22 protein-coding genes are annotated in these 21,892 nt (G+C 63.4%); 16 read left to right on the top strand and 6 right to left on the bottom strand.

The features are described from left to right. The first annotated feature begins 135 nt into the window (after positions 1-135). The 3 genes from AB6802_RS14210 (at position 136) to AB6802_RS14200 (ending at position 2,294) form a co-directional block, all read left to right on the top strand. Positions 136-504, top strand: a complete 369-nt coding sequence (locus tag AB6802_RS14210) for an Hpt domain-containing protein (protein WP_371010742.1) — start codon at positions 136-138, stop codon at positions 502-504. A gap of 180 nt (positions 505-684) precedes the next feature. Further along, positions 685-1,005 (top strand): 2Fe-2S iron-sulfur cluster-binding protein, encoded by a 321-nt coding sequence (locus AB6802_RS14205; RefSeq protein ID WP_040995186.1) that lies wholly within the window; start codon positions 685-687, stop codon positions 1,003-1,005. Positions 1,006-1,262: 257 nt separating this feature from the next. Beyond that, a complete protein-coding gene (locus AB6802_RS14200) occupies positions 1,263-2,294 on the top strand; it encodes an NAD(P)/FAD-dependent oxidoreductase (RefSeq protein WP_371010741.1) in 1,032 nt (343 codons plus the stop codon). A gap of 78 nt (positions 2,295-2,372) precedes the next feature. On the opposite strand, the gene AB6802_RS14195 is transcribed toward AB6802_RS14200, so the two are convergent. Continuing rightward, positions 2,373-3,857, bottom strand: a complete 1,485-nt coding sequence (locus AB6802_RS14195; protein WP_371010740.1) for an MDR family MFS transporter — start codon at positions 3,855-3,857, stop codon at positions 2,373-2,375. A gap of 274 nt (positions 3,858-4,131) precedes the next feature. After that, complete coding sequence (locus tag AB6802_RS14190; RefSeq protein WP_371010739.1) at positions 4,132-4,752, bottom strand: DUF922 domain-containing Zn-dependent protease; 621 nt, start codon at positions 4,750-4,752, stop codon at positions 4,132-4,134. Between the two features lie 84 nt (positions 4,753-4,836). Here AB6802_RS14190 and folP point away from each other — a divergent pair, with 84 nt between their 5' ends. Genes folP through folK form a run of 3 tightly spaced genes read left to right on the top strand, consistent with a single transcriptional unit; the run spans position 4,837 to position 6,549 of the window. Continuing rightward, positions 4,837-5,691 (top strand): dihydropteroate synthase, encoded by an 855-nt coding sequence (gene folP, locus AB6802_RS14185; protein WP_371010738.1) that lies wholly within the window; start codon positions 4,837-4,839, stop codon positions 5,689-5,691. 2 nt (positions 5,692-5,693) lie between these two features. After that, the gene (gene folB, locus AB6802_RS14180) at positions 5,694-6,053 is read left to right on the top strand and encodes a dihydroneopterin aldolase (RefSeq protein ID WP_371010737.1); all 360 of its coding nucleotides are present in this window, start codon (positions 5,694-5,696) and stop codon (positions 6,051-6,053) included. Next, positions 6,037-6,549, top strand: coding sequence for a 2-amino-4-hydroxy-6-hydroxymethyldihydropteridine diphosphokinase (folK, locus tag AB6802_RS14175; RefSeq protein ID WP_371010736.1), 513 nt, complete (start codon positions 6,037-6,039; stop codon positions 6,547-6,549). Before folB ends, folK begins: the two co-directional genes overlap by 17 nt. Positions 6,550-6,633: 84 nt before the next feature. Here the strand turns inward: folK and AB6802_RS14170 are convergent, their stop codons facing one another. Together AB6802_RS14170 and AB6802_RS14165 are read right to left on the bottom strand one after the other, a co-directional pair. Further along, positions 6,634-7,182, bottom strand: a complete 549-nt coding sequence (locus tag AB6802_RS14170; protein ID WP_371010735.1) for a DUF924 family protein — start codon at positions 7,180-7,182, stop codon at positions 6,634-6,636. Between the two features lie 11 nt (positions 7,183-7,193). Beyond that, positions 7,194-9,041 (bottom strand): monovalent cation:proton antiporter-2 (CPA2) family protein, encoded by a 1,848-nt coding sequence (locus AB6802_RS14165; protein ID WP_371010734.1) that lies wholly within the window; start codon positions 9,039-9,041, stop codon positions 7,194-7,196. A 142-nt stretch (positions 9,042-9,183) separates the two neighbouring features. On the opposite strand from AB6802_RS14165, the gene AB6802_RS14160 reads away from it, so the two are divergent. The 3 genes from AB6802_RS14160 to AB6802_RS14150 all read left to right on the top strand — a co-directional run bounded on the left by AB6802_RS14160 (position 9,184) and on the right by AB6802_RS14150 (position 11,908). Beyond that, positions 9,184-10,173 (top strand): AraC family transcriptional regulator, encoded by a 990-nt coding sequence (locus AB6802_RS14160; RefSeq protein WP_371010733.1) that lies wholly within the window; start codon positions 9,184-9,186, stop codon positions 10,171-10,173. A gap of 59 nt (positions 10,174-10,232) precedes the next feature. Next, positions 10,233-11,444 carry an MFS transporter gene (locus tag AB6802_RS14155; RefSeq protein WP_371010732.1) on the top strand — a complete coding sequence of 404 codons (1,212 nt, stop codon included), beginning with the start codon at positions 10,233-10,235 and terminating at the stop codon, positions 11,442-11,444. A 197-nt stretch (positions 11,445-11,641) separates the two neighbouring features. Further along, the gene (locus AB6802_RS14150) at positions 11,642-11,908 is read left to right on the top strand and encodes a hypothetical protein (RefSeq protein ID WP_371010731.1); all 267 of its coding nucleotides are present in this window, start codon (positions 11,642-11,644) and stop codon (positions 11,906-11,908) included. Positions 11,909-12,028: 120 nt separating this feature from the next. Here the strand turns inward: AB6802_RS14150 and AB6802_RS14145 are convergent, their stop codons facing one another. Then, positions 12,029-12,931, bottom strand: coding sequence for a LysR family transcriptional regulator (locus AB6802_RS14145; protein WP_371010730.1), 903 nt, complete (start codon positions 12,929-12,931; stop codon positions 12,029-12,031). Positions 12,932-13,192: 261 nt separating this feature from the next. Here AB6802_RS14145 and AB6802_RS14140 point away from each other — a divergent pair, with 261 nt between their 5' ends. The 7 genes from AB6802_RS14140 to AB6802_RS14110 are packed head-to-tail and all read left to right on the top strand — an operon-like array spanning position 13,193 to position 21,296. Beyond that, a complete protein-coding gene (locus AB6802_RS14140) occupies positions 13,193-14,695 on the top strand; it encodes a leucyl aminopeptidase (protein ID WP_371010729.1) in 1,503 nt (500 codons plus the stop codon). Between the two features lie 35 nt (positions 14,696-14,730). After that, the gene (locus tag AB6802_RS14135; protein WP_371010728.1) at positions 14,731-15,636 is read left to right on the top strand and encodes a proline iminopeptidase-family hydrolase; all 906 of its coding nucleotides are present in this window, start codon (positions 14,731-14,733) and stop codon (positions 15,634-15,636) included. A 20-nt stretch (positions 15,637-15,656) separates the two neighbouring features. Next, positions 15,657-17,318: an ABC transporter substrate-binding protein gene (locus AB6802_RS14130; RefSeq protein WP_371010727.1), complete on the top strand. Its 1,662-nt coding sequence runs from the start codon at positions 15,657-15,659 to the stop codon at positions 17,316-17,318. A 42-nt stretch (positions 17,319-17,360) separates the two neighbouring features. Then, on the top strand, positions 17,361-18,377 hold the full coding sequence (locus AB6802_RS14125) for an ABC transporter permease (RefSeq protein ID WP_371010726.1): 1,017 nt from the start codon (positions 17,361-17,363) through the stop codon (positions 18,375-18,377). Then, the gene (locus AB6802_RS14120; protein WP_371010725.1) at positions 18,377-19,348 is read left to right on the top strand and encodes an ABC transporter permease; all 972 of its coding nucleotides are present in this window, start codon (positions 18,377-18,379) and stop codon (positions 19,346-19,348) included. Before AB6802_RS14125 ends, AB6802_RS14120 begins: the two co-directional genes overlap by 1 nt. Beyond that, positions 19,345-20,304, top strand: a complete 960-nt coding sequence (locus tag AB6802_RS14115) for an ABC transporter ATP-binding protein (RefSeq protein ID WP_371010724.1) — start codon at positions 19,345-19,347, stop codon at positions 20,302-20,304. The genes AB6802_RS14120 and AB6802_RS14115 overlap by 4 nt, the downstream gene beginning before the upstream one ends. 8 nt (positions 20,305-20,312) lie before the next feature. Beyond that, positions 20,313-21,296 carry an ABC transporter ATP-binding protein gene (locus AB6802_RS14110; RefSeq protein ID WP_371010723.1) on the top strand — a complete coding sequence of 328 codons (984 nt, stop codon included), beginning with the start codon at positions 20,313-20,315 and terminating at the stop codon, positions 21,294-21,296. 21 nt (positions 21,297-21,317) lie between these two features. Here AB6802_RS14110 and AB6802_RS14105 read toward each other — a convergent pair whose 3' ends face one another. Further along, positions 21,318-21,872 carry a hypothetical protein gene (locus AB6802_RS14105; protein ID WP_371010722.1) on the bottom strand — a complete coding sequence of 185 codons (555 nt, stop codon included), beginning with the start codon at positions 21,870-21,872 and terminating at the stop codon, positions 21,318-21,320. Between the last annotated feature and the right edge of the window lie 20 nt (positions 21,873-21,892).

Genomic DNA, 21,892 nt, shown 5'->3' with positions numbered 1-21,892 from the left:
AAATATAAGGTTAACGCAAGCGTGATGCGCTTGCCTCCGTGACAACATTTTTCCGCGCCAATCGTTAACCCGATGGCGACCGGAATCGCCTATTTTCTTGGGCTGTCTGCCCGCTTGATGGAGTTTCTAGTGCGTATGCGTGGCGAAGTTGGTGTTGCGTTTTCCATGCCCGGTGGCGATACATCCGGGACGGTCGGGGCTCGGCCGGTCGATCTTGCCCATCTGGCACGCCAGACGATGGGCGACCGCGAACTCGAAAGGGAGGTGCTGGCGATGTTCGTGCATCAGTCGCTTTCGGTCCGCGATCAGATCGTCGATGCCGACGCCAGGCAGAGGGTGCTTCTCGCGCATGGCTTGAAGGGATCGGCGCGCGGCATCGGCGCCTTTGCGGTCGCCGACTGCGCGGCGGTCATCGAAAGTCAGCCGGACGACACCCGCGCGCTCAAGAAGCTCAGCACGCTGATCGAGGAAGTGCGCGACTTCATCGCCGGCATCAATCGCTAAAGCGCGTCGCGCTTTAGCTCATTGTTTTCATGCATGTCGTTGCCGCAAAACCGCTGCACACTTTTGCGCGACATGCATTGGCCTTCGTTTCCCGTAAAAACGTCATTTCGTGGCGCTTTCGCGCCGCAGTTGACTTGTCCGGTGGAGTGATTATCTCCGCTGCGACTCCTCAGGTGACTAATGACAAAACTGACTTACATCGCCCATGACGGGACCCAGTTCGACGTCGATGCCGAAAACGGCTCGACCGTCATGGAAAACGCGATCCGCAACGCGGTTCCCGGTATAGAAGCCGAGTGCGGCGGCGCCTGTGCCTGCGCGACCTGCCATGTCTATGTCGACGAGGCATGGACGGCCGAGGTCGGCGAGCCGGAAGCGATGGAGGAGGACATGCTGGACTTCGCCTATGACGTCCGGCCGAATTCGCGCCTGTCCTGCCAGATCAAGGTCCGCGACGCGCTCGACGGCCTGGTCGTTCGGGTTCCCGAGCGCCAGGGATGAGGCGCGTCGATTTCAGGTGGGGCCGGCCTGCAAATGGCGGCCTCCTGCGCTTCCGGTGCTCACGTGCGTAAAGTACGCTCCGCTCCGGTTCCCGGAAGCCACCCAGTTTGGTCGCTTCGCGCCCGTCTTCGTCTCCGACTCGGCCTGACCTGAATCTCGGCGCCTTAAGCGGCTTACAATATTCTTTTACGCTGGCTGCTTGGCAGCAGCCCGCTGCTCATGCAGTCTCGCCCCATTCCCAAAAGGGGGCACAGCGCATGACCGAGACCATCAAGACGGACGTCCTCATTGTCGGGGCAGGGCCGGTCGGCCTGTTTGCCGTGTTCGAGCTTGGCCTCCTCGACATGAAGTGCCATCTCATCGACATTCTCGACCGTTCCGGCGGCCAGTGCGCCGAACTCTATCCGGAAAAGCCGATCTACGACATTCCCGGATGGCCCACGATCTCGGCCCAGGGCCTGGTCGACAAGCTCATGGAGCAGATCCACCCTTTCAAGCCGGACTTCACCTTCAACCGCATGGTGTCGAGCCTGGAAAAGCTCGAGGATGGAACTTTCCGCGTCACCACCGACGAGGGCGAATTGTTCGAGGCCAAGGTGTTGGTGATCGCCGCTGGCGGTGGCTCGTTCCAGCCCAAGCGCCCGCCGATACCGGGCATTGAGGCCTATGAAGGCAAGAGCGTCTTCTATTCGGTCCGGCGCATGGAGGAATTCCGCGGCCACGATCTGGTCATCGTCGGTGGCGGCGATTCCGCGCTCGACTGGACGCTCAACCTGCAGCCGATCGCCAAAAGCGTGACGCTGGTCCATCGGCGACCGGAGTTCCGCGCCGCGCCCGACAGCGTCAACAAAATGTATGCCATGCAGGAGATGAAGCAGCTGGAATTCCTGGTCGGTCAGGTAAGCGCTCTGGCCGGCGCGGACGGCCAGCTTTCCGCCGCGACGATCAAAGGCGGTCCGGACGGCGATGTCGCGGTGCCGTGCACGCGCATGCTGCCCTTCTTCGGCCTTACCATGAAGCTCGGGCCGATCGCCGAATGGGGCCTCAACCTGCATGAGAACCTCATCCCGGTCGACACCGAGAAGTTCCAGACATCGGTGCCCGGCATTTTCGCCGTCGGCGACATCAACTGGTATCCCGGCAAGCTGAAGCTGATCCTGTCGGGCTTCCACGAGGTGGCGCTGATGGCGCAGGCGGCCAAGCGCATCGTCAGCCCGGGCGAACGTATCGTCTTCCAGTACACGACCTCGTCCACCAGCCTGCAAAAGAAGCTCGGCGTGCACGATTAAGATGTGTTGATATTCAGGTGATGCCGGCCTGCGAACGTCAGCTCGGCCTGACCTGAATCTCAACACACTCGGAGAGGTTTACTCCGCAAGCACGGGCGCGGCGTGCTCGTCGCGGCCGCGCAGTTCCTTTTCCGGCATCAGCGCCAGCACGATCAGCGCCAGGACCAGCGTGATCCCGGTGGTGAGGAAAATCATCACGAACGGCAGTGCCGAGGTCACTTCGATATGCGTCGCGGAACCTTCGGAGGATAGCGGCAGACCATAGCCGAGCGCCACGGCGCCGAGCATGGCGACGCCCAGCGCGCCGCCCAGCGTGCGCAGGAAGGTCAACACGCCGGTCGCGACGCCAAGATGGGTCCGATCCACGGCGTTCTGGACCGAGACGGTGGCGACCGGGAAGGTGGTTCCACTGCCAAGGCCAGTCAGCGTGGTCAGGATCAGGACGTCGAGCAGCGAAGCTTGTCCCGCAATGGCACTGAGCACACCGATGCAGACGATGGCCAGGCTGACGCCGACCATGGCGATACGTTTGTAGTGCGCGAAGCGGGGGATCATGCGGCCGGAGAAGGTGGCGCCGGCAACCGTGCCGAGCAGCAGGCCGAGCATGGCCGTGCCGGATTCGCTGACCGAAAGCCCGACGACCGATTGCAGATAGACCGGCAAATAGACCGAGGCGCCGATGTTGGCCGCCTGCAGCAGGAACATCGACAGCGTGCCGGCGAGCACGATCGGATTGCTCAGCACCTCGAGCGAGATCAGCGGCTCGGCGGCTTTGAGTAGCCTCAGAGCGAAGAAAGCCCAGAACACGGCTGAGCAGGCCACCAGGCCGAGGATTTCGCGGGAGAACCAGGGATAGGTGCTGCCACCCCAGTTGAGCGCCAGAAGCAGCAGCGCCGTGGCAATCACCAAAAGCACGGCGCCAAGCCCGTCGATGCGGTGGTTCTTGGCGACGATCGGCAATTTCTTCAGCGGGTTGTTGATGATGGCCATCGCCAGAAAGCCGATCGGCAGGTTGATCCAGAAGATCAGCGACCAGTGCAGATGCTCGGCAAAGACGCCGCCGAGCAGCGGACCGGCGATGCTGGCGACCGCCCAGGTGCCGGAGATCCAGGCCGCATAGCGGGCGCGCTCGCGCGGCGGCACAAGGTCGCCGATCACGGTTTGCGCCAGCGCGAACAGGCCGCCGCCGCCGGCGCCCTGGATGGCGCGGCCGATGACCAGCACCAGCATGTTGGGCGCCAGCGCGCTGACCAGCGATCCGATGAGGAAGATGAGGATGGCGGCATAGATGACCGGACGACGGCCATAGACATCGGAAATCTTGCCGTAAAGCGGCGCAACGGCGGTCGCCGTCAAAAGATAGCCGGTGACGATCCAGGGCAGGTATTCGGCATGGCCGAGTGCGCGCGCGATGGTCGGCAGGGCAGGGGCGACGATGGTCTGATCAAGGGCTGCCAAAAGCATCGACAACAGCACGCCGCCGATGATGGCGTTCTTCTCGCTCTCGCTCAACACCGGCGAGGGTTTTGTCGCCATCGTGTTGTTGTCGACGGTCTGGTCCATGCTTCATTCTTTCAAAGGCTGATGCTCGATCCACCGTGAAGCGGACGGCTATAGGCGGTCCGTTGCATCGGGCGCCTGTTGCTTTGCTGTTTCGAGGCTCGCGTCTTTCAAACCCGCTTTATGTCGGGCGATATAGGCCGATTTCGACCCTCGCTCGAAAGTTTTTGCGTTCTGGCACCATGCTTGGACGTGATTGGCCCTGAATGTGACCTGCTTCGCATTGGAGCGTTTCAATTCGGACGGAAAACCGCTTCACACTTTTCCTGGAATTGCCCTATGGCGGCGGCATCTGGCCATTTTCCACGCGCTGCATCCGGTAGCGCATGAGGCGAAGGATACGGCTTTCGAAATTGGCGCCTTCGACGCGGTCGAAGCGCACCTGATCCTGGTCGTGCCTGGCGAGCTCGGTCGCGGTGATCTGGGCGGCCTTGGCCTTTGCCGCCTCGCAGGTCTTTTGCGGATAGCTGGCCTTCAGCGCGTCCTCAAGCGCCTTGGCATGGTTCCTGGCGATCTCGACATGGCGCTCCTCATGGCGCTTGATGTCCGCCGACAGCGTATCCCAGAACAGCCTGACATCGGGATCGGATTTGCGCGGCCGCCGCCACTCGGGAAGGATCACCTTGACCTTCAAGGTCACGACCGCGTCGGCGATGCGGCAGGAGCTGGCGCTCTGCGCGTAGCTGATGCGGCTGGTGAAGGCCATCTGCGTGGCGCCAGGATGCCGCGATCCGGTGCTTTTCACTTGCGGCCCGTTTTTCGACAGCTGGTTCTGGATCTCGTCCAGCGTGCGGCCGCCGACGCTGAAATAGCTGTAGGTTTTCACCAGATTGGCTGCGCTCGCCGTGGGTGCGGTCATGGCGAGCATCAGGGCGCAGAGCAGGGACCGGTTCATCATGTTGCCTCTTCACGCAGCTTGCTTTAGGGCCGTTGCCGGCGCAACGAAATTGATTTCGGGCGGATCACACATGGTTGATGGACAATGACGACACGGCGATGGCAGCTGGCGCATGGGCGCCATCTCGACCTCGGGCCCAGGGCCGTCGTCGTCGGCATCCTCAATGTGACGCCGGACTCCTTTTCAGATGGCGGCCTGTTCATCGCGGCTGAAAAAGGGGTGGAACAGGCGCGCCGCATGGTGGCGGAAGGCGCGGCCATCGTCGACGTCGGCGGCGAGTCGACCAGGCCCGGGTTTTCGCCCGTCACCGCCGAGCAGGAGCAGGCGCGCGTGCTGCCGGTCATCGCGGCGCTCGCCGCTTCCGGCGAAGCGCTGATCTCGATCGACACCTATCGCGAAGACACCGCGCGACGCGCCGTCGCCGCCGGCGCGCATATCGTCAACGATGTCTGGGGGCTGCAACGCGAACCGGGCATTGCGCGCATCGCCGCGCAAACCGGCGCCGGTCTCGTCATCATGCACACCGGGCGCGAAAGGCAAAAGCTTGCGGACGTGATCGAGGACCAGTTCGTGTTCCTGCGCAAATCGCTGGAGATTGCGCATGGAGCCGGCGTCACCGACGGTCAGATCGTGCTCGATGCGGGTTTCGGTTTCGCCAAGGAAACGGCCGAGGAAAACCTCGATCTGATTGCGCGGTTCGCCGAGCTGCGCGCGCTCGGCTACCCGCTGATGGCGGGCACGTCGCGCAAACGCTTCATCGGCAACGTTACCGGCCGCGTTCCAGCCGAGCGCGCCGCCGGAACGGCGGCCACCAGCGTCATCCTGCGCTTGAAGGGAGCCGACCTGTTTCGCGTCCACGATGTCGCAATCAACGTGGACGCGCTGGCGGTGACCGATGCTATGCTGGCGCGCGAGACCGACCCTCCTTCCGGACACTGAACATGTACGTCATCCGCATGCAGAACTGCGCCTTCTTTGCCCGCCACGGCGTGCTGGACGAGGAGGAGGCGCTTGGCCAGCGTTTCTATGTCGATGCCGAATTGACGGTCGAGCCCGGCCGTCCGTTGGAGGAAGACTCCATCGAGGATACGGTCAATTACGGCGTCGCTTTCACAGTCATCGAAAAGATCGTCACCGGGCATCGCCGTTTCCTCATCGAGGCCCTGGCGCTCGAAGTGGCGAAGGCGCTGACGTCGCGCTTTCCGCAGATCAGGAAGGCGGCGATCACGGTGCGCAAGCCCAATGCGCCGGTGCCCGGCGTGCTCGATCATGTCGAGGTGACCATTGTCTGGCCAGAGTAGCACCGTCTATCTCAGTCTCGGCGGCAATCTCGGCGACCCGGCGAAATCCATGGGCGCTGCGCTGCGCATGCTCGACGGCGACGACCAGACGCGCGTTACCGCCGTGTCGTCGCTCTATCGCACGCCGCCCTGGGGCAAGCTCGACCAGCCGGATTTCCTCAACGCCGCCGCCGCGATCGAGACACAACTGTCGCCGCGCGCGCTGCTCGATCTTTGCCTCGATGCCGAACGGCGCTTGAAGCGCGTGCGCGAGGAGCGCTGGGGACCGCGCCTGATCGACATCGACATATTGGTGTTCGGCGACCGCGTCATCCACGAGACGGGCCTCGAAGTGCCGCATCCGCGCATGCTGGAGCGCGCTTTCGTGCTGGCGCCGCTGGCCGAGATCGCGCCAGAGCTTTCCGTCAGCGGCAGGAGCGTGTCCGAGCGGCTGGGCGCCGTCGATATTTCAGGCATCGAGCGGCTGTCATCCGGCCGGGAGTGGTGGCTGAGCTGACTTTTCGTTTCGCAATTCCGGACGGCAGGCTGCGGCGGAGACGCAAAGCCTGACCGGTCGCCACTCTCCTCGAATTGCCGAGACTCAGCCTGAGAACCCGCCGCCATCCAGAAAGGCTTTTTCCTCGGCCGTCGTCTCGCGGCCGAGAAAGCGGTTGCGGTGCGGGAAGCGGCCGAAACGCTGGATGATCTCCAGGTGCTCGTGGGCGTATTTCACGTATTCCGCCGCGTTCGCGGTTGTAAGCGCCACTGACCGTTGCTGGTCCGCGAGCAGTTCGGAATGCTCGAAGGGCAGATAGAGGAAGACGCGGACCAGCTCTTCCAGTTCGAGATCCTGGCCCGCGACAATTGCTTTGTCGGCAAAATACCTGGCTAAGGGATCGGTCGCGCACATGTGCCCGGTGCCGCGAAAGCAGTTGCGCGGAAACTGGTCGAGCAGGATCATCAGCGCCAGCGAGCCTTCGGCATGCGCGTTCCAGTCGTCGCATTCGCGCCGCGCGGCGGCGTAGTGCAATTCCAGAAACCGGTTGCGGAAATCGGTGTCGAAGGCATCGTTCTTCTCGAACCATGCATCCTCGCCGGCATCGCGCCAGAATTTCGTCACCGAAAGCGCTCGCGCGTCGAGTCCTGCCATTCCGTCCCCCATCAGCTCTTCGTTTCGGCCTTGTTCATATCCTTGTTCAGGACGACGGCGGTCTCCTGGTTCAGCGCCTGGCCGGCGCGGCGCGGCTGTGCGAGCGGCGTCGGGATCGGCGTACCGATATTGCCCCTGAGGAAGCGCTGGCCGGCGCGGATGCCTTCGGCCAGCTGCGTCTCGAAGCGGGCGGCGTCGCGCCGGCGCACATCGTCGATGACGTCGGCGACCTCCTCCGGATCGACGCCCATCGCCTCGAGTGCCGATCCGCCGAAGACGAGCGCCGATTCGAAGGTTTCGCGCAGCTGGTAGTCGACGCCGGCGCGAATAAGCTGCAGCGCGGTGCCACGGTCGAAGGCGCGCGCCAGGATCGTCAGCAGCGGGAACTCCGACTTGATCAGTTCGGCCATGCGGACCGCGGCGTCGGCCTTGTCGACGCAGATCAGCACGGCGCGCGCGCGCCCGGCGCCGGCGGCGCGCAGAATGTCCAACCGGGTGCCGTCGCCGTAATAGACCTTGAAGCCGAAATCGGCGGCCGCCTGGATCATTTCGACATCATTGTCGATGATCGAGACATCGATGCCGCGCAACAGCAGCGGCTGGCTGGCGATCTGGCCGAAGCGGCCGAAGCCGATGATCAAAACGCTTCCGGTCAGGCCGTCGGCGACGTCGACGCCCTCAAGCGATTGCTCGTCGCGCGGCGTGAAGTAACGCAGCGCTATGATGGCCAGGGGCGTCAGCACCATGGAGATGATGATGATGGCGGTCAGCGTCGCATTGGCCGGGCCGTCGATAATGCCGACCGCGTTGGCCGCGGAATACAGCACGAAGGCGAATTCGCCGCCCTGCGCCATGACGACGGCGCGTTCCAGCGCCTCACGATGGCCGGTCTTCAGCAAGCGCGCGACGATATAGATGCCGAGCGCCTTCATGATCATGTAGGCGACGACATAGATGGCAACGAGCCGCCAGTTCCGGGCGACGACGCCAAGGTCGAGCGACATGCCGACGGCGAGGAAGAACAGGCCGAGCAGGATGCCGCGGAACGGCTCGATATCCGCTTCGAGCTGATGGCGGAAGGTCGATTCCGACAGAAGCACACCGGCGAGGAAAGCGCCCATCGCCATCGACAGGCCGGATAGCTGCATGGCAAGCGCCGACCCCAGCACGACCAGCAAGGCGGCGGCGGTCATCACCTCGCGGGCGCGGGCGTCGGCCAGGATGCGAAACAGCGGATTGAGCAAATAGCGTCCAGCCACGACCAGGCCGACAATGGCCGCGATGCCGATGCCGATTTCAGTCAGCCGCTCCGACAGGCTTGTCTCGGCGCCGCCGGGCGCCAGAAAGGCGACCAAAGCCAAAAGCGGCACGATCATCAGGTCTTCGAGCAGCAGGATGGAGACGATGCGCTGGCCCTTGGGCGCGGCCATTTCGCCGCGCTCCTCCAGCAATTGCATGACGATCGCCGTCGAGGTCAGCACGAAGCCGGCGCCGGCGACGAAGGACTGCGCGATGGGAAAGCCGCCGGCCAGCCCGACGAGCGTCAACAATACGGCGCAGAAGCCGACCTGGAGCGCGCCGAGCCCGAAGATCTCGCGGCGCAGGCCCCAGAGCCGCGACGGCTGCATTTCGAGCCCGATGATGAACAGGAACATGACGACGCCAAGCTCGGCGACGTGAAGGATGGCTTCCGATTCGGAAAAGACACGAAGGCCGAACGGGCCGATGATCACGCCGGCGGCGAGATAGCCCAGGATCGAGCCCAGCCCCAGGCGCTTGAAGATCGGCACGGCGACGACACCGGCGGCAAGCAGCGCCACCACCTGCACCAGATCGCTGCTCGAAGCTTCAACCGCCATGCCTGTTATCCTGTTGTTCCCGAGAACTTCCTTGCATGCACTGGGAGGGAGAGGCAAGGGCAGCGGGCCTGCCAGTAAGGGTAGGGTGCCGTTGAAACGGTCTCCGCTTGCCTGCCGGACGTTCGGCATCTATAATTGCGAAATGTCTGACTATTCGTCCCGAGCGTCTTCGGCGCCGCATATCCCGATGGATGCGCTCAGCGAAGTCCTGCAGGACTTTCGCCTGAGTGGCGTCAACTATGGCCGCTGCGAGCTGCGGCATCCATGGAGCATCGCCTTCCCGCAACAAAAGCTGCTTCGTTTTCACTTTGTCGGCCAGGGTCCGTGCTGGATTCATACCGAGGCGGAGGGCTGGCAGGAGCTGCGCGATGGCGATCTGGTGCTGCTGCCGCAAGGCGTCGCGCACCGGCTGGCCAGTGCGACGGACGTTGCAGGCGACTCGCTCGAAGGTTGCCAGGTGACCAAGCTGGGCGGTAATGTCTGCGAGGTGGTAAGGCAGGGAACGGGCGCGACAAGCACGCTTTTCTGCGGCTCCATGACTTTGGGCGCTTGTGCGCTTAACCCATTGATCATGTTGATGCCGCCTATCATCAAGGGGTGCGACGTGGCCGGCAATGACCCGGTCGTCCGCCCCTTGCTGGCGGCCATGACAGCGGAGGCCGCGCAACCGCAGATGGGCAGCGCCACGATTCTGTCGCGCATGGCCGACTTGCTGACGGCCCGGCTTATCCGCTGCTGGGTTAATTGCACGGGGGCCTCGACCACCGGTTGGCTCGCCGCCATCCGCGACCCGCATATCGGCCGCGCTCTGGCAGCCATGCACCGCGACCCCGGCCATAACTGGACGCTCGAAAGCCTCGCCGCCCTTGCAGGCCAATCGCGCTCGATTTTCGCCGAGCGCTTCAGCGCAGTATTGGGCGAGGGTGCCGCACGCTATCTCGCCCGCCTGCGCATGCAGCTTGCCCGCGATTTGCTGGGGCAGAACGGCTTGTCGGTTGCCGAGGTCGCGACCCGTTTGGGCTATGATTCCGAGGCATCCTTCGCGCGCGCGTTCAAGCGCATCACGAATGTCTCGCCGGGCGTTGTGCGTCGCACAATTCCCGGACGAACGGACATGAATTTCGGATTTTAGGCCACATATCATCCGGAAGGACTCGTCTATGAATATCCCCAACCTTTGGAGATATTCTGATGACTGACACGACATTACAGCTTGAAGACGGGCCGTTAGACCTCGATGCCGAAGCACCGGCGGCGTGGAGCGCAGCCACCTGGTTCGCGGTCATTTCATTGGCGGCCACCAGCTTTGCCCTGGTGTCGGCCGAATTCCTGCCGGCTGGTCTGTTGACGCCGATGGCGCGCGATCTCGGCATCAGCGAAGGAACGGCTGGACAGGTCGTCACGGCCACCGCCTCGGTGGGCGCCGTGACGGCGATGTTGAGCAATGTTCTTATCGGCCGGTTGAACCGCAAGACGGTGCTGGTTGGCCTCATGGCCTTGGCGATCGGTTCCAATATTCTTGCAGCACTGGCGCCCAATTTCTGGCTGTTGCTGCTGGGCCGGGCAGGGCTCGGAATCGCTATCAGCGCTTTCTGGGCCCTTTCGGTCGCGGTCGTGGCGAGGCTGGTCGGCGCCAACGCGACAGGTCGAGGCATGGGTATCGTCACCCTCGGCGTCTCGCTTGCCACCATCGCAGCACCCTCGATGGGGGCGTTGATCAGCGACTGGCTGGGCTGGCGCAGCGCCATGGCCATGACGGCCGGGCTCGCCGTGGTTGCCATGCTGCTGCAGTTGCTTAGCCTGCCGACCTTGCCTGCAACAGCCAGCAACAGTCTTGCGGATGTGTTCCGGCTGACAGGGCGGCGCGGCATTCAACTCGGCATGCTTGCCATTCTCTTGCTGATGACGGGGCATTTTGCCGGCTCGGTCTATGTGCGGCCCTTCCTCGAACAGGTGACGCTGCTTGCAACCGGGCCGATTGCGCTGGCTCTGCTGGGATTTGGCGTCGCCGCAGTGATCGGCAATATTGCCGGCGGCCGGCTGGCCGACGCCAATATCCGCTTTGCTCTCGTAGTAACCGCCGCGTTGATGGCGATTGCGGCGCTGGCATTGGTGTTTTGGGGCGTGCACATCGGCGTTGCTTTCGGCTTCGTCACGCTTTGGGGCCTGGCCTTCGGCATGGGGCCGGTGGTGCTGCCGACCAATCTGTCGCGTGCGGCACCCGATGCGCTGGAAGCCGCGGGCAGCCTGATGGTCGTCTCTTTCCAGATTGCCATCACCACTGGAGCGGTTGTCGGTGGCTATGTCGTGGACACCTATGGCGCGACGGGACCCTTGACCCTTACCGCCATCCTTGCCCTGGCGATGGTGGCGCTGGCGCTGCTGCAGCCTCGCGGCGACTGAACTTTGCTGCAGCGGACGTAGGCGGCCCGAATTCGGGCCGCCCGTCATTGCAGGCTGGTTACACAAGTTTATGCACTCCGGTCGTTGCATCCCGCCACAATCAGCGGTTAAGGCACGCCTGGCTGGAGCCATCAGGCTTTGGCCATTTGGAAAGGCAGCAGCGATGGGCGGCTGCCTTTTTTGAGGAGATGACTGACATGAAGAAGTTTTTGCTCGTTGCCGTTGGTGTTGCGGCACTCGCCGGCTCCGCCTGTTCCAAGGGGCCGGAATGCACGCAGGAAATGGCCGCCAAGAAGGCGCAGGATATGGCTGCAGCACTTCAGGCAGCGATCACCAAGGATCCGTCCAAGGCTGCCGACCTCACCGCCAAGGTGCAGGCCGTGACGACCAAGTATCAGGGCGCGACGACACTGGACGAGGCCTGCAAGGCCTATGACGAACTGACTGCGGCGATCAAAAGCTAAGCAGCCCTTCGGGACACGGAAGGCGGTGGCCATTGGCTGCCGCCTTTTTCGTTGGTGGAAGCTTCTCTTTGTTCGACGCAATTCCTGACGGAAGACCGCGTCAAACTTTCCTGGAATTGCCTAGGCGATCGCCATCGTCCGTTTGTGGTCGGCGATCTCTGCGAGCAGCCAATCCTGGAACAGGCCGGTGCCCGGCTTGTTGCCGATGCTCCTGCGTTGATGCAGGTAGATGCCGGCCGGATAAGTGTGGCGGGCGCGAAAGGGCGCGACAAGCTTGCCTTGCTGCAGGAGATCCTGCGCCATCATCGTATCGGCCAACGCTATGCCCGCGCCATTGATCGTCTCGCGCATGATCAAGGTGCAGTCATCAAGCGTCGTGCTCGATTTCGGCGTGGTGTCCATAACACCTTCCTGCTCCAGCCATCGCTTCCAGCGCATGCTCTCGCATTCGTGGATCAGGTGGTGATTGACGAGATCGGCCGGCGTTCGCAGCGGCACTGGCCCTTCGAGCAGCGAGGGCGCGCAGACAGGCGTCAGGATCAGCGGGATCAGCAGCGTCAAAGCCGGGCCGGCCTTGTAGACGAACTCGTCGATGATGGCCAAATCGAAGTCGGTCCGCTTGCCTGAAGTCGAAATCTCCAGATCCACGGTCGGATGCAGCTTACGAAAATGTGGCAACCGATCCGCCAGCCAAAGGTTCAGAACAACCGGCACGCATAAAACCCGGACCCGCTGGGGTCTGCCATGCGCCGGGCCGTCGACGAAGCTGACATCGTCGGTGGCGCGCCAGATGGCCTCGAAGGCCTCGGAGAGGCTGCGCGCATAGTAGGAGCCTCTGATCGTCGGCGTGATCTGGCGAAAGCCGCGCTCGAACAGGTCCTGGCCGAGATTTCTCTCAAGCGCCCGGATGTGACGGCTAACGGCCGAGGGCGTCAGGTGCAATTCTTCCGCTGCATCCTTGATGCTGCCCAGGCGCGCGGCGGCCTCGAAAGCGCGCATGCCGTTGAGTGAGGGTAGCGCCATCAGTCGATCATGAATTGTCAGTTGAGTTTTTGTCAATCGACTTGGTCAAAATTGGCGTTTGATCACCCCGCCGGTTCGGGGATACCAAATTGGCAAGAGCGACTAAGTCGCCGTCCAAAAACGACTATTTGGGCACTCCGATGCCATTTCCCCAGCGGCGCAAACCGGTATGACCGGATTTTGCCGGTGGCAGGCGAAGCTTTGCGCATCGCGCAAGCAGAACCTCGGCAAGAGCGCCCGCAAATGGGAGAACGAGCGTCTATGCCGCAATCGCCAGTGCCGGTCTTTGAAACGGCGGACGAGATTTCGACGGAAGCCTCCGTCGTCGTGATCCTGCAGGCTGCCCGGGCCGGCTTCGGTCCCCGGGCGGCGGCACTGGACACCGACATGAACGGGATTCTTTCCCGTGCCTGCTCCGACCGGGCCGCCTTGGCCGAGTGCGGCACCTGCATCGACGTCATCGCTCCTACCCGGCGCGTTGTGGTGCTCGCCCTTGGTGAGGCGGATGCCGTCACCACGCTGTCCTTGGCGCGCGCCGGCGGCTTGCTTGCCGCGCATCTGGAAGGCAAGGGCGAGTGCGCGGCCACCCTGGTTCTCGACCCGATCGCCGGCGTCGACCTGCCTGCCGCCGAAATCCTGTCGCGCGTCGCGCTCGGCATGCGGCTGCGGCGCTATCGTTTCGACATGCGCAACCAACGCCAGGGAGCCGGCTCGGACCGCACATTGCGGGTGCAACTGGTCGGCGCGAGCGGTGCGGACCTCGCTCCGGCGCTGGCGCGGATCAATGCCATTGCGGATGGCGTCGAATATGCGCGCACCCTGGTCAATTTGCCGCCGAACCATCTCCATCCCGACAGTTTCCACGAGCATCTGGAGCCGCTGCGCGAAGCCGGCATCGATGTCGAGATCCTCGATCCGGCGCGGCTGAAGGAACTCGGCATGAACGCCATCCTGGCCGTCGGCTCGGGCTCGGTGCGGCCGCCGCGCGTGGCGGTGCTGCGCTATCGCGGCAAGGGATCTCCCGCCCAACCAATGGCTTTCGTCGGCAAGGGCGTCTGCTTCGATTCCGGCGGCCTGTGCATCAAGCGCGGCGAGCAGATGTTCGACATGAAGGCCGATATGGGTGGTGCTGCCGCCGTCGTCGGCCTGCTGATCGCGTTGGCCCGGCAAGGCAGCCCGGTGCATGCCGTCGGCGTGCTCGGCATTGCCGAGAACATGCCGTCCGGCACCGCGCTCAAGCCGCGCGACATCATCACCACGGCGTCGGGACAGACGGTCGAGGTGTTCGACACGGATGCGGAAGGGCGCCTCATCCTGGCCGACTGCCTCTATTACGCCGCCTCGCGCTTCAACCCCTCCGTGATCGTCGATCTGGCGACGCTGACCTATTCGGTGATGCGGGGTCTCGGATCGGTCTTCGCCGGTCTTTTCAGCACCGACGATGCCATCGCCTCACAGATGATCGCTGCAGGCGAAACGGTCGGCGAGCGGTTCTGGCAGTTGCCGCTCGACAAAGCCTATGACGAGGGCCTGCAATCGCCCTTCGCCGATATCCGGCACCACGCCAAGGACATGGAAGACGGCGACGCGCCTTACGCGGCGGCGTTCCTGCGCCATTTCACCGAGGATCGGCCCTGGGTGCATCTCGACATCGCCGGCAAGGAAATGGCCGACGCGGATCGGCCGCTCGGCCGCGAAGGCGCCACGGCGTTCGGTGTGCAGATGCTGGAAGAGTGGGTGCGCTCCACGCGCGCAACCAACTAGGCGACAGGATGTCTTCAGCCACGCGAGGTACCGAAATGTCGTCTGAGATCGCAAGCAAAGAGGGCCGGGCAGCCTTCGCCGGCTACGAAACCTGGTACCGGATCAGCGGCGACCTCGACGCCGGCAAGGCTCCGATCGTCATCCTGCATGGCGGGCCGGGCGCCGCCCACAATTATGTCGACGCCTACAAGCTTCTCGCCCGACAGGGCCGCGCCGTCATCCATTACGATCAACTGGGCTGCGGCAATTCCACCTTGCTGCCGCAAAAAGGGGCCGACTTCTGGACGCCAAAACTCTTCATCGACGAACTTGAAAACCTGGTCGACCACCTCGGTATCCGCGGCGGCTTCCACGTGCTCGGTCAAAGCTGGGGCGGCATGCTCGGCGCCGAATATGGGGTGACCCGGCCGCAGGGCCTGAAGTCGCTGACCATTGCCAATTCGCCGGCTTCGATGAAGCTGTGGGTCGAGGAGGCCAACCGGCTGCGCGCCGACCTTCCTGTGGACGTGCAGGAGACGCTGACCCGGCACGAACAGGCCGGCACGACCGATGATCCGGCTTACCAGGAGGCGACGATGCGGTTCTACGAACGGCATGTCTGCCGGGTCGTGCCGTTCCCGCCCGAGGTGACCGAGACCTTCGCCCAGATCGTGCGCAATCCGACCGTCTACACTGTGATGAACGGGCCGAACGAATTCCACGTCATCGGGACGCTGAAGAGCTGGAGCATCGTTGACCGTTTGTCGGCCATCGATGTTCCGACGCTGATCATCTCCGGCCGATACGACGAAGCCACACCGGCCACCGTCCAGCCCTTCAAGGACGGCATCAAAGGATCACACTGGGAGATATTCGAGCATTCCAGCCACATGCCGCATGTCGAGGAGCAAGAGGCATGCATGCGGGTGGTGGGAGACTTCCTGGACGACAACGACAACTGACAAAAAGGGGAATAAACGACATGAAGAAACTGCTTTTGGCGGCGTCAGCCGCGGCATTGCTGGCCGGCGCATGGCTGGCCCCGGCGCAGGCCGAGTACCTCAAGGAACACCGTGGCGGCACCATTCGCCTGCTCGCCCGCTCGGCGGCCGGCACGCTCGATCCGCACATCAATTACACCGACCAGGGCTGGCAGATGTACCAGCCGATCTATGACGGCCTGGTCACCTTCCGCAAAGCCGAGGGCAAGGATGGCTTTTCCGTCGTCGCCGACCTGGCCGAGGCGTTGCCCGCGGTCAGCAATGACGGCAAGACCTTCACCTTCAAGCTGCGCAAGGGCATCAAGTTCTCCAACGGCCAGGATGTTGGCGTGAAGGACGTCGTCGCCTCCTTCCAGCGCATCTTCAAGATTTCCGGGCCGACCTCCGGCACCTTCTATGCAGGCATCGTCGGCGCCGACAAGTGCCTGGCCGACACCAAGAGCTGCACGCTGGAAGGCGGCGTCGTCGCTGACGAGACTGCAGGCACCATCACCCTCAATCTCACCAAGCCGGATGCCGAGATTCTCTACAAGCTGGCCTTGCCGCATGCCGTGGTGCTGCCGGCGGACACGCCCACGGAAGACATGGGCTCCAAGCCGATCCCAAGCACCGGCCCGTACATGATCTCCGCCTTCGACCCGAACAAGGGCATGACGGTTTCGCGCAACCCCAATTTCAAGCAGTGGAGCGAGGAAGCACAGCCGGACGGTTATCCGGATGTCGTACAATATGATTTCGGCCTGTCCGAGGAAGCGGCGGTCACGGCGATCCAGAATGGCGAGGCGGACTGGATGTTCGACGCGCTGCCCAGCGATCGCCTCGGCGAACTCGGCAGCAAGTCCATGGACCAGCTACACATCTCGCCGCTTTCGGCATGGTGGTACGCACCGCTGAACACTCGGCTGGCTCCGTTCGACAACGAGAAGGCGCGCCAGGCTGTTGCCTATGCGGTCGACCGCAACACGCTGGTCAAGTTGTTCGGCGGCAAGGTGCTCGCCTCGCCGGTCTGCCAGGTACTGCCGCCGGATTTCCCCGGCCATGAAGACTATTGCCCCTTCACCAAGAACCCCGGCGCCAAATGGTCGGCGCCGGATCTCGACAAGGCCAAGCAGCTCGTCGAGGAATCGGGCACCAAGGGCCAGAAGGTCACCATCATCGTCGAGGACACGGCGATTTCGCGGTCGATCGGCGTCTATCTGCAGAGCGTGTTGACCAGCATCGGCTTTGTCGCCGACGTCAAGCCGATCTCGTCCAACCTGCAGTTCACCTACATCCAGAACACCAACAACAAGGTGCAGATGTCCGTCACCCAGTGGTACAAGGATTACCCGGCGGCCTCGGACTTCCTGAACATCCTGTTCTCCTGCGCCTCCTATCGTGAAGGCTCGGACGCTTCGATCAACATCTCCGGCTTCTGCGACAAGGATATCGACGCCCAGATGCAGAAGGCGCTGGATCTCGGCGTGACCGACCAGAAGGCGGCCGACAAGCTGTGGGCGGAAGTCGACAGGCAGGTCACGGACAAGGCGCCGGCTGTCGGCCTGTTCACGCCGAAGCGGCTTGATTTCGTCAGCAAGCGCATCGGCAATTTCAAGTTCAACCCGCAGTTCAACTGGATTGTCACCCAATCCTGGGTGCAGTAACGGGCCTGGGTGCAGTAACGAACCGCGCAAGGCACATACACCGTGTCCAACCAAGTCGCAGCCATGCCGCGCAAGACGCGAGGGCCCTGGGCCGTCGCGTTTGCGAAGCTGGCAACGGACAGGGCCGCCATGGCGTCCCTGGCCGTATTCCTGCTGATCGTCATCGCCTGCTTCAGCGCGCCGCTCTATGCGAAATGGGCGGGCACTGACCCCTTCGCCTCGACGCTCGATGCCGTCATCCAGATCGACGGCGCCGACGTTCCGGTGATGGAACAGTCGACCGAGGGGCTCGGCCTCGGCTATACGCCGATCGGCCCGACCTGGCAGCTCGGCAACTATTTCCTCGGCGCCGACAGCCAAGGCCGCGATGTCATGGCCCGTATGCTTTATGGCGGGCTGAGCTCGCTGCTGATCGCGGGAGCGGCCACCATCTTCACGCTGATCGTCGGCACGCTGGCCGGATTGATCGCCGGCTATTTCGGCGGCATCACCGATACGGTGCTGTCGCGCCTGCTCGACATATTGTGGGCGTTCCCGATCTATCTCTTGGCGATTTCGCTTTCCATCGTCACCATCGCGCAAGGCATCAGGATCGGGCCGATCGATATCGAATCCGGCAGTCTGTGGCTGCCGATCATCATCATCGGCATCGTCTATATTCCTTACGTGGCGCGCCCGATACGCGGCCAGGTGCTGGCGCTGCGCCACAGCGAGTTCGTGCTCGCCGCGATCAATTTGGGCGTGCCGGGATGGCGCATCCTTTGGCGCGATATCCTGCCCAACATCACCACCACGCTGATCGTCTTCGTGCCGCTGATGATGGCGCTGAACATGCTGACGGAATCGGCGCTGTCCTTCCTGTCGATCGGCGTGCAGCCGCCGGCCGCGAGCTGGGGCACGATCATCCAGGACGGGCAGGCGCTGCTTTACACGCGGCCGCTGGTGGCGCTGGTGCCTGGCCTGGCGATCGCCGTCTCGGTGATGGCGCTCAATGTCTTCGGCGACGGTCTGCGCGATGCGCTCGACCCGCGCTCCAAGGTTCGGCTGGGGCGCGACTGATGTTTTACGCCATTCTTCGCCGCTTCGGCCAAATGCTGTTCGTGATGTTCGGCATCTCGGTCATCGTCTTCCTGATCTTCTTCGCGACGCCGGGCGCCGACCCGGCCGCGCGCATCGCCGGCCGTAATGCCTCGCCGGAGGTGCTGGAAGCGGTGCGCCGCAGCTTCGGCTTCGACCAGCCGCTTTACGTGCAGTATGTGCGTATGATGGAGAAGATCTTCGTCACCGGCGATCTGACCTCCTTCGTCAACCGTGGCTGGAAGGTTGTGCCGGCGGTCATGGATTCGATCCCCGTCACGCTCTCGCTGGTGTTCGGGGCTGCGATCCTGTGGGTGGTTGTCTCGATCATCATCGGCGTTGTTGCCGCCGCCACCCGCGACAGCTGGCTGGACAAGCTTCTGATGGCGCTGGGGCTGCTTGGCATTTCGATGCCGGTCTATTGGCTGGGCGAGGTGATGAACCTGATCACCCAGAGCCGCTACCATGACAGCTGGGTGTTCTCCTGGGTGCCGCCGCTCGGCTACAAGAATTTCTCCGACGATCCGAAGGGGTGGTTCCTGACCCTGGTCATTCCATGGATCACGCTGGCGATCCTCTATATCGGCATCTACGGGCGCGTTTTGCGCGCGGCCATCATCGAATCCATGCAGGAAGATTTTATCCGCACCGCCCGCGCCAAGGGCCTGTCGGAAACCCGCATCCTGCTGCGTCACGCCTTGCGCACGTCGCTGATCGCCTTCGTCACCCTGTTCGGCCTGGATTTCGGTGCCCTGGTCGGCGGTTCGGCGCTGCTGACGGAGGTGGTGTTCGGCCTGCACGGCATCGGCAAGCTCACCTATGACGCGCTGCAGAACCTCGACCTGCCGATGATCATGGCGACGGTGATGTATGCCTCGATGTTCGTGGTGATCGCCAATGCGGTGGTCGATTTCGTCTACATCCTTCTCGATCCGCGCCTGAGGGCATCATGATCCTGTCGGTGCGCGACCTCAAAGTATCCTTCCGCACCAATGAGGGCCTGGTGCGGGCGATCGATGGCGTTTCCTTCGACCTCGAGGAAAGCGAGATTCTCGGCGTCGTCGGCGAATCCGGTTCGGGCAAGACGGTGTCGCTGCTGGCGGTGATGGGCCTCATCACCGATCCCAATGCCAGGATCGAAGGCTCGATCCGCTACAAGGGCCGCGAGCTCGTCGGTCTGCCGGCGCGCGAACTTCGCCGTTTGCGCGGCAACGAGATCGCCATGATCTTCCAGGATCCGATGACGGCGCTGACGCCGGTCTACACGATCGGCTGGCAGATCGCCGAACAAATCCGCGCGCATCGCAACATCAGCAAATCCAAGGCGATGGAGCGCGTCGAAGAGCTGCTTGCCGAAGTGAACTTTCCAAACCCGCACGAGGCGATGTCGCGCTATCCGCACCAGCTCTCCGGCGGCATGCGCCAGCGTGCCGTGATTGCCATGGCGCTGTCCTGCAATCCGGCGCTGCTGGTGGCCGACGAGCCGACCACGGCGCTCGATGTGACGGTGCAGGCCGGCATTCTCGACCTTGTGCGCAAATTGCGCGCGACACACAAATCGGCTGTCGTTTTCATCACGCACGACATGGGCGTGGTTTCCGAACTCGCCGACCGCGTCATGGTCATGTATGCCGGCCGCGTGGTGGAGCGCGGCACGCGCAGTGAGTTGTTTTCCGATCCGCGACACCCTTATACGCGCGCGCTGCTTGGCTCGATCCCGCCGCTGACCGGCGCAAAACCGCGCCGTTTGCCGGCCATTCCCGGCTCGCCGCCGTCGCTGCTGCGGCTGCCGCAAGGCTGCGCCTTCGGTCCGCGCTGCCCGGTTCGCTACGAACCCTGCGCCGCCGACAAGCCAGGTCTCGGCGCCGGCGCGCATGCCGCCGCATGCTTTCGGGTGACGCAGGCATGAGCGAGCCGATGACAGAAACCCCTATCCTCGAAACGCGCTCGCTGGCAAAGCGGTTTTCGATCGGCAGCCGCTTTTCGGCCGAGGGCAGGCGGACGGTGCACGCGGTCGACAATGTCTCGCTGACGGTGCGGCACGGCGAAACGGTCGGGCTGGTCGGCGAATCCGGCTGCGGCAAGTCCACCCTGGCGCGTTGCCTGGTGCGGCTCTACGACATATCGGATGGCAAGCTGCTGTTCGAAGGCGACGACATCACCTCGAAGTCGCTGTCCGAGCTCAGGCCGCTCAGGCGCCGCCTGCAGATGGTCTTCCAGGACCCGTCGGCCTCACTCAATCCGCGCCGGCGCGTCGGCGACCTGGTCGGCGAGCCGCTGCGCATTCACACCAAGCTTTCATCCGCCGAGATCAAGAAACGCGTCGCCGAGCTGTTCGACCTGGTCGGGCTGCTGCCGGACCATGTCATGCGTTTCCCGCACGAGTTTTCCGGCGGCCAGCGTCAGCGCGTCGGCATCGCGCGGGCGATCGCGCTGAACCCGGATCTGGTCGTGCTGGACGAGCCTGTCTCGGCGCTCGACGTCTCGGTGCAGGCGCAGATCGTCAACCTGCTCGCCGATCTGCAGGAAAAGCTGAAGCTCACCTACATCTTCATCGCGCACGACCTCTCCGTGGTGCGTCAGGTCTCGACCCGTATCGCGGTCATGTATCTCGGCTCGATCGTCGAAGAGGGGCCGGCCGAAGAGGTGTTCGCAACCCCGTCTCACCCCTACAGCCAGGCGCTGATCTCGGCGGTTCCGGTCGTGGAGACGACGCCCAGTGGGACGCGCAAGCGAATCATCCTGACCGGTGACGTGCCAAGCCCGCTCAAGCCGCCATCGGGATGCCGGTTCCACCCGCGATGCCCGATCGCGGCGGATCGATGCCGTTCGGAACGCCCCGAGCTGAAGGAACATCGCAGCGGCCGCAAAGTGGCCTGCCACTTCCCAACGTTGGTCTGACTGCCGCTTCGGTAGCGTAGATCAGTTTTTGGCGATGGCGCCGACTTCGAGCGAATCGATGCGCTTCAGGCTCATGCCGACGACCGGCACCAGCTGATTGTTGACGCGCACGGCGATCGTCACGGTCATCGAATTGTCGTCGGGGACACGCGCCTGCATGACGCCGTTCAACTGCTTGCGATTGATGGTGAAGACGACCTTCTGGGGATCGACGACATTGCCGCCGACGATATCCATGCCGTCGCCGGTCGAACCGCCCATGAAGCTGCCGCGGTAACCGTCGCGGCCTTTGCGCTCAACGGTGGCCGACATCTTCTGCGTGAACATGCCGACCCGGCAACCGCCGTCGAGTGTCATCCCAACCCTGCCGTCAGGCGTAGAGCCGACGAAATTGCAGGTGAACTTGGTGTTCTTGTATTTGCCGGCGATAATCTCACCGGGACCGGCCCATGTGCCTTCGATGGAATGGAAGAACTGCTTGTCGGGTTCTGCTGCGAAGGCCTTTGCAACGAGGCCCAAAGGTGCGGCGATGGCAACTGCCGAAGACAGGACGCAGGACAAGATTACGCTTCTCATGGACGACACCCGGCACGGCA

Origin of the sequence: Mesorhizobium sp. RCC_202, assembly GCF_041355295.1 — a bacterium.
Classification (GTDB): Bacteria; Pseudomonadota; Alphaproteobacteria; order Rhizobiales; family Rhizobiaceae; genus Mesorhizobium.
Note: the sequence above shows the minus strand (reverse complement) of the source record. Positions and strands in the feature narration are given on the sequence as shown.

What these genes read in the sequence shown, in the direction of transcription:
- AB6802_RS14195 (WP_371010740.1), bottom strand. Translation starts at nt 3,857, where the DNA reads ATGGACCAGACCGTCGACAACAACACGATGGCGACAAAACCCTCGCCG.
- AB6802_RS14170 (WP_371010735.1), bottom strand. Translation starts at nt 7,182, where the DNA reads ATGGCAGGACTCGACGCGCGAGCGCTTTCGGTGACGAAATTCTGGCGC.
- AB6802_RS14165 (WP_371010734.1), bottom strand. Translation starts at nt 9,041, where the DNA reads ATGGCGGTTGAAGCTTCGAGCAGCGATCTGGTGCAGGTGGTGGCGCTG.
- AB6802_RS14110 (WP_371010723.1), top strand. Translation starts at nt 20,313, where the DNA reads ATGACAGAAACCCCTATCCTCGAAACGCGCTCGCTGGCAAAGCGGTTT.
- folP (WP_371010738.1), top strand. Translation starts at nt 4,837, where the DNA reads ATGACGACACGGCGATGGCAGCTGGCGCATGGGCGCCATCTCGACCTC.
- AB6802_RS14135 (WP_371010728.1), top strand. Translation starts at nt 14,731, where the DNA reads ATGTCGTCTGAGATCGCAAGCAAAGAGGGCCGGGCAGCCTTCGCCGGC.
- AB6802_RS14210 (WP_371010742.1), top strand. Translation starts at nt 136, where the DNA reads ATGCGTGGCGAAGTTGGTGTTGCGTTTTCCATGCCCGGTGGCGATACA.
- AB6802_RS14155 (WP_371010732.1), top strand. Translation starts at nt 10,233, where the DNA reads ATGACTGACACGACATTACAGCTTGAAGACGGGCCGTTAGACCTCGAT.
- AB6802_RS14105 (WP_371010722.1), bottom strand. Translation starts at nt 21,872, where the DNA reads ATGAGAAGCGTAATCTTGTCCTGCGTCCTGTCTTCGGCAGTTGCCATC.
- AB6802_RS14190 (WP_371010739.1), bottom strand. Translation starts at nt 4,752, where the DNA reads ATGATGAACCGGTCCCTGCTCTGCGCCCTGATGCTCGCCATGACCGCA.
- AB6802_RS14160 (WP_371010733.1), top strand. Translation starts at nt 9,184, where the DNA reads ATGTCTGACTATTCGTCCCGAGCGTCTTCGGCGCCGCATATCCCGATG.
- AB6802_RS14140 (WP_371010729.1), top strand. Translation starts at nt 13,193, where the DNA reads ATGCCGCAATCGCCAGTGCCGGTCTTTGAAACGGCGGACGAGATTTCG.
- AB6802_RS14145 (WP_371010730.1), bottom strand. Translation starts at nt 12,931, where the DNA reads ATGGCGCTACCCTCACTCAACGGCATGCGCGCTTTCGAGGCCGCCGCG.
- AB6802_RS14200 (WP_371010741.1), top strand. Translation starts at nt 1,263, where the DNA reads ATGACCGAGACCATCAAGACGGACGTCCTCATTGTCGGGGCAGGGCCG.
- AB6802_RS14120 (WP_371010725.1), top strand. Translation starts at nt 18,377, where the DNA reads ATGTTTTACGCCATTCTTCGCCGCTTCGGCCAAATGCTGTTCGTGATG.
- AB6802_RS14130 (WP_371010727.1), top strand. Translation starts at nt 15,657, where the DNA reads ATGAAGAAACTGCTTTTGGCGGCGTCAGCCGCGGCATTGCTGGCCGGC.
- folB (WP_371010737.1), top strand. Translation starts at nt 5,694, where the DNA reads ATGTACGTCATCCGCATGCAGAACTGCGCCTTCTTTGCCCGCCACGGC.
- AB6802_RS14205 (WP_040995186.1), top strand. Translation starts at nt 685, where the DNA reads ATGACAAAACTGACTTACATCGCCCATGACGGGACCCAGTTCGACGTC.
- AB6802_RS14150 (WP_371010731.1), top strand. Translation starts at nt 11,642, where the DNA reads ATGAAGAAGTTTTTGCTCGTTGCCGTTGGTGTTGCGGCACTCGCCGGC.
- AB6802_RS14115 (WP_371010724.1), top strand. Translation starts at nt 19,345, where the DNA reads ATGATCCTGTCGGTGCGCGACCTCAAAGTATCCTTCCGCACCAATGAG.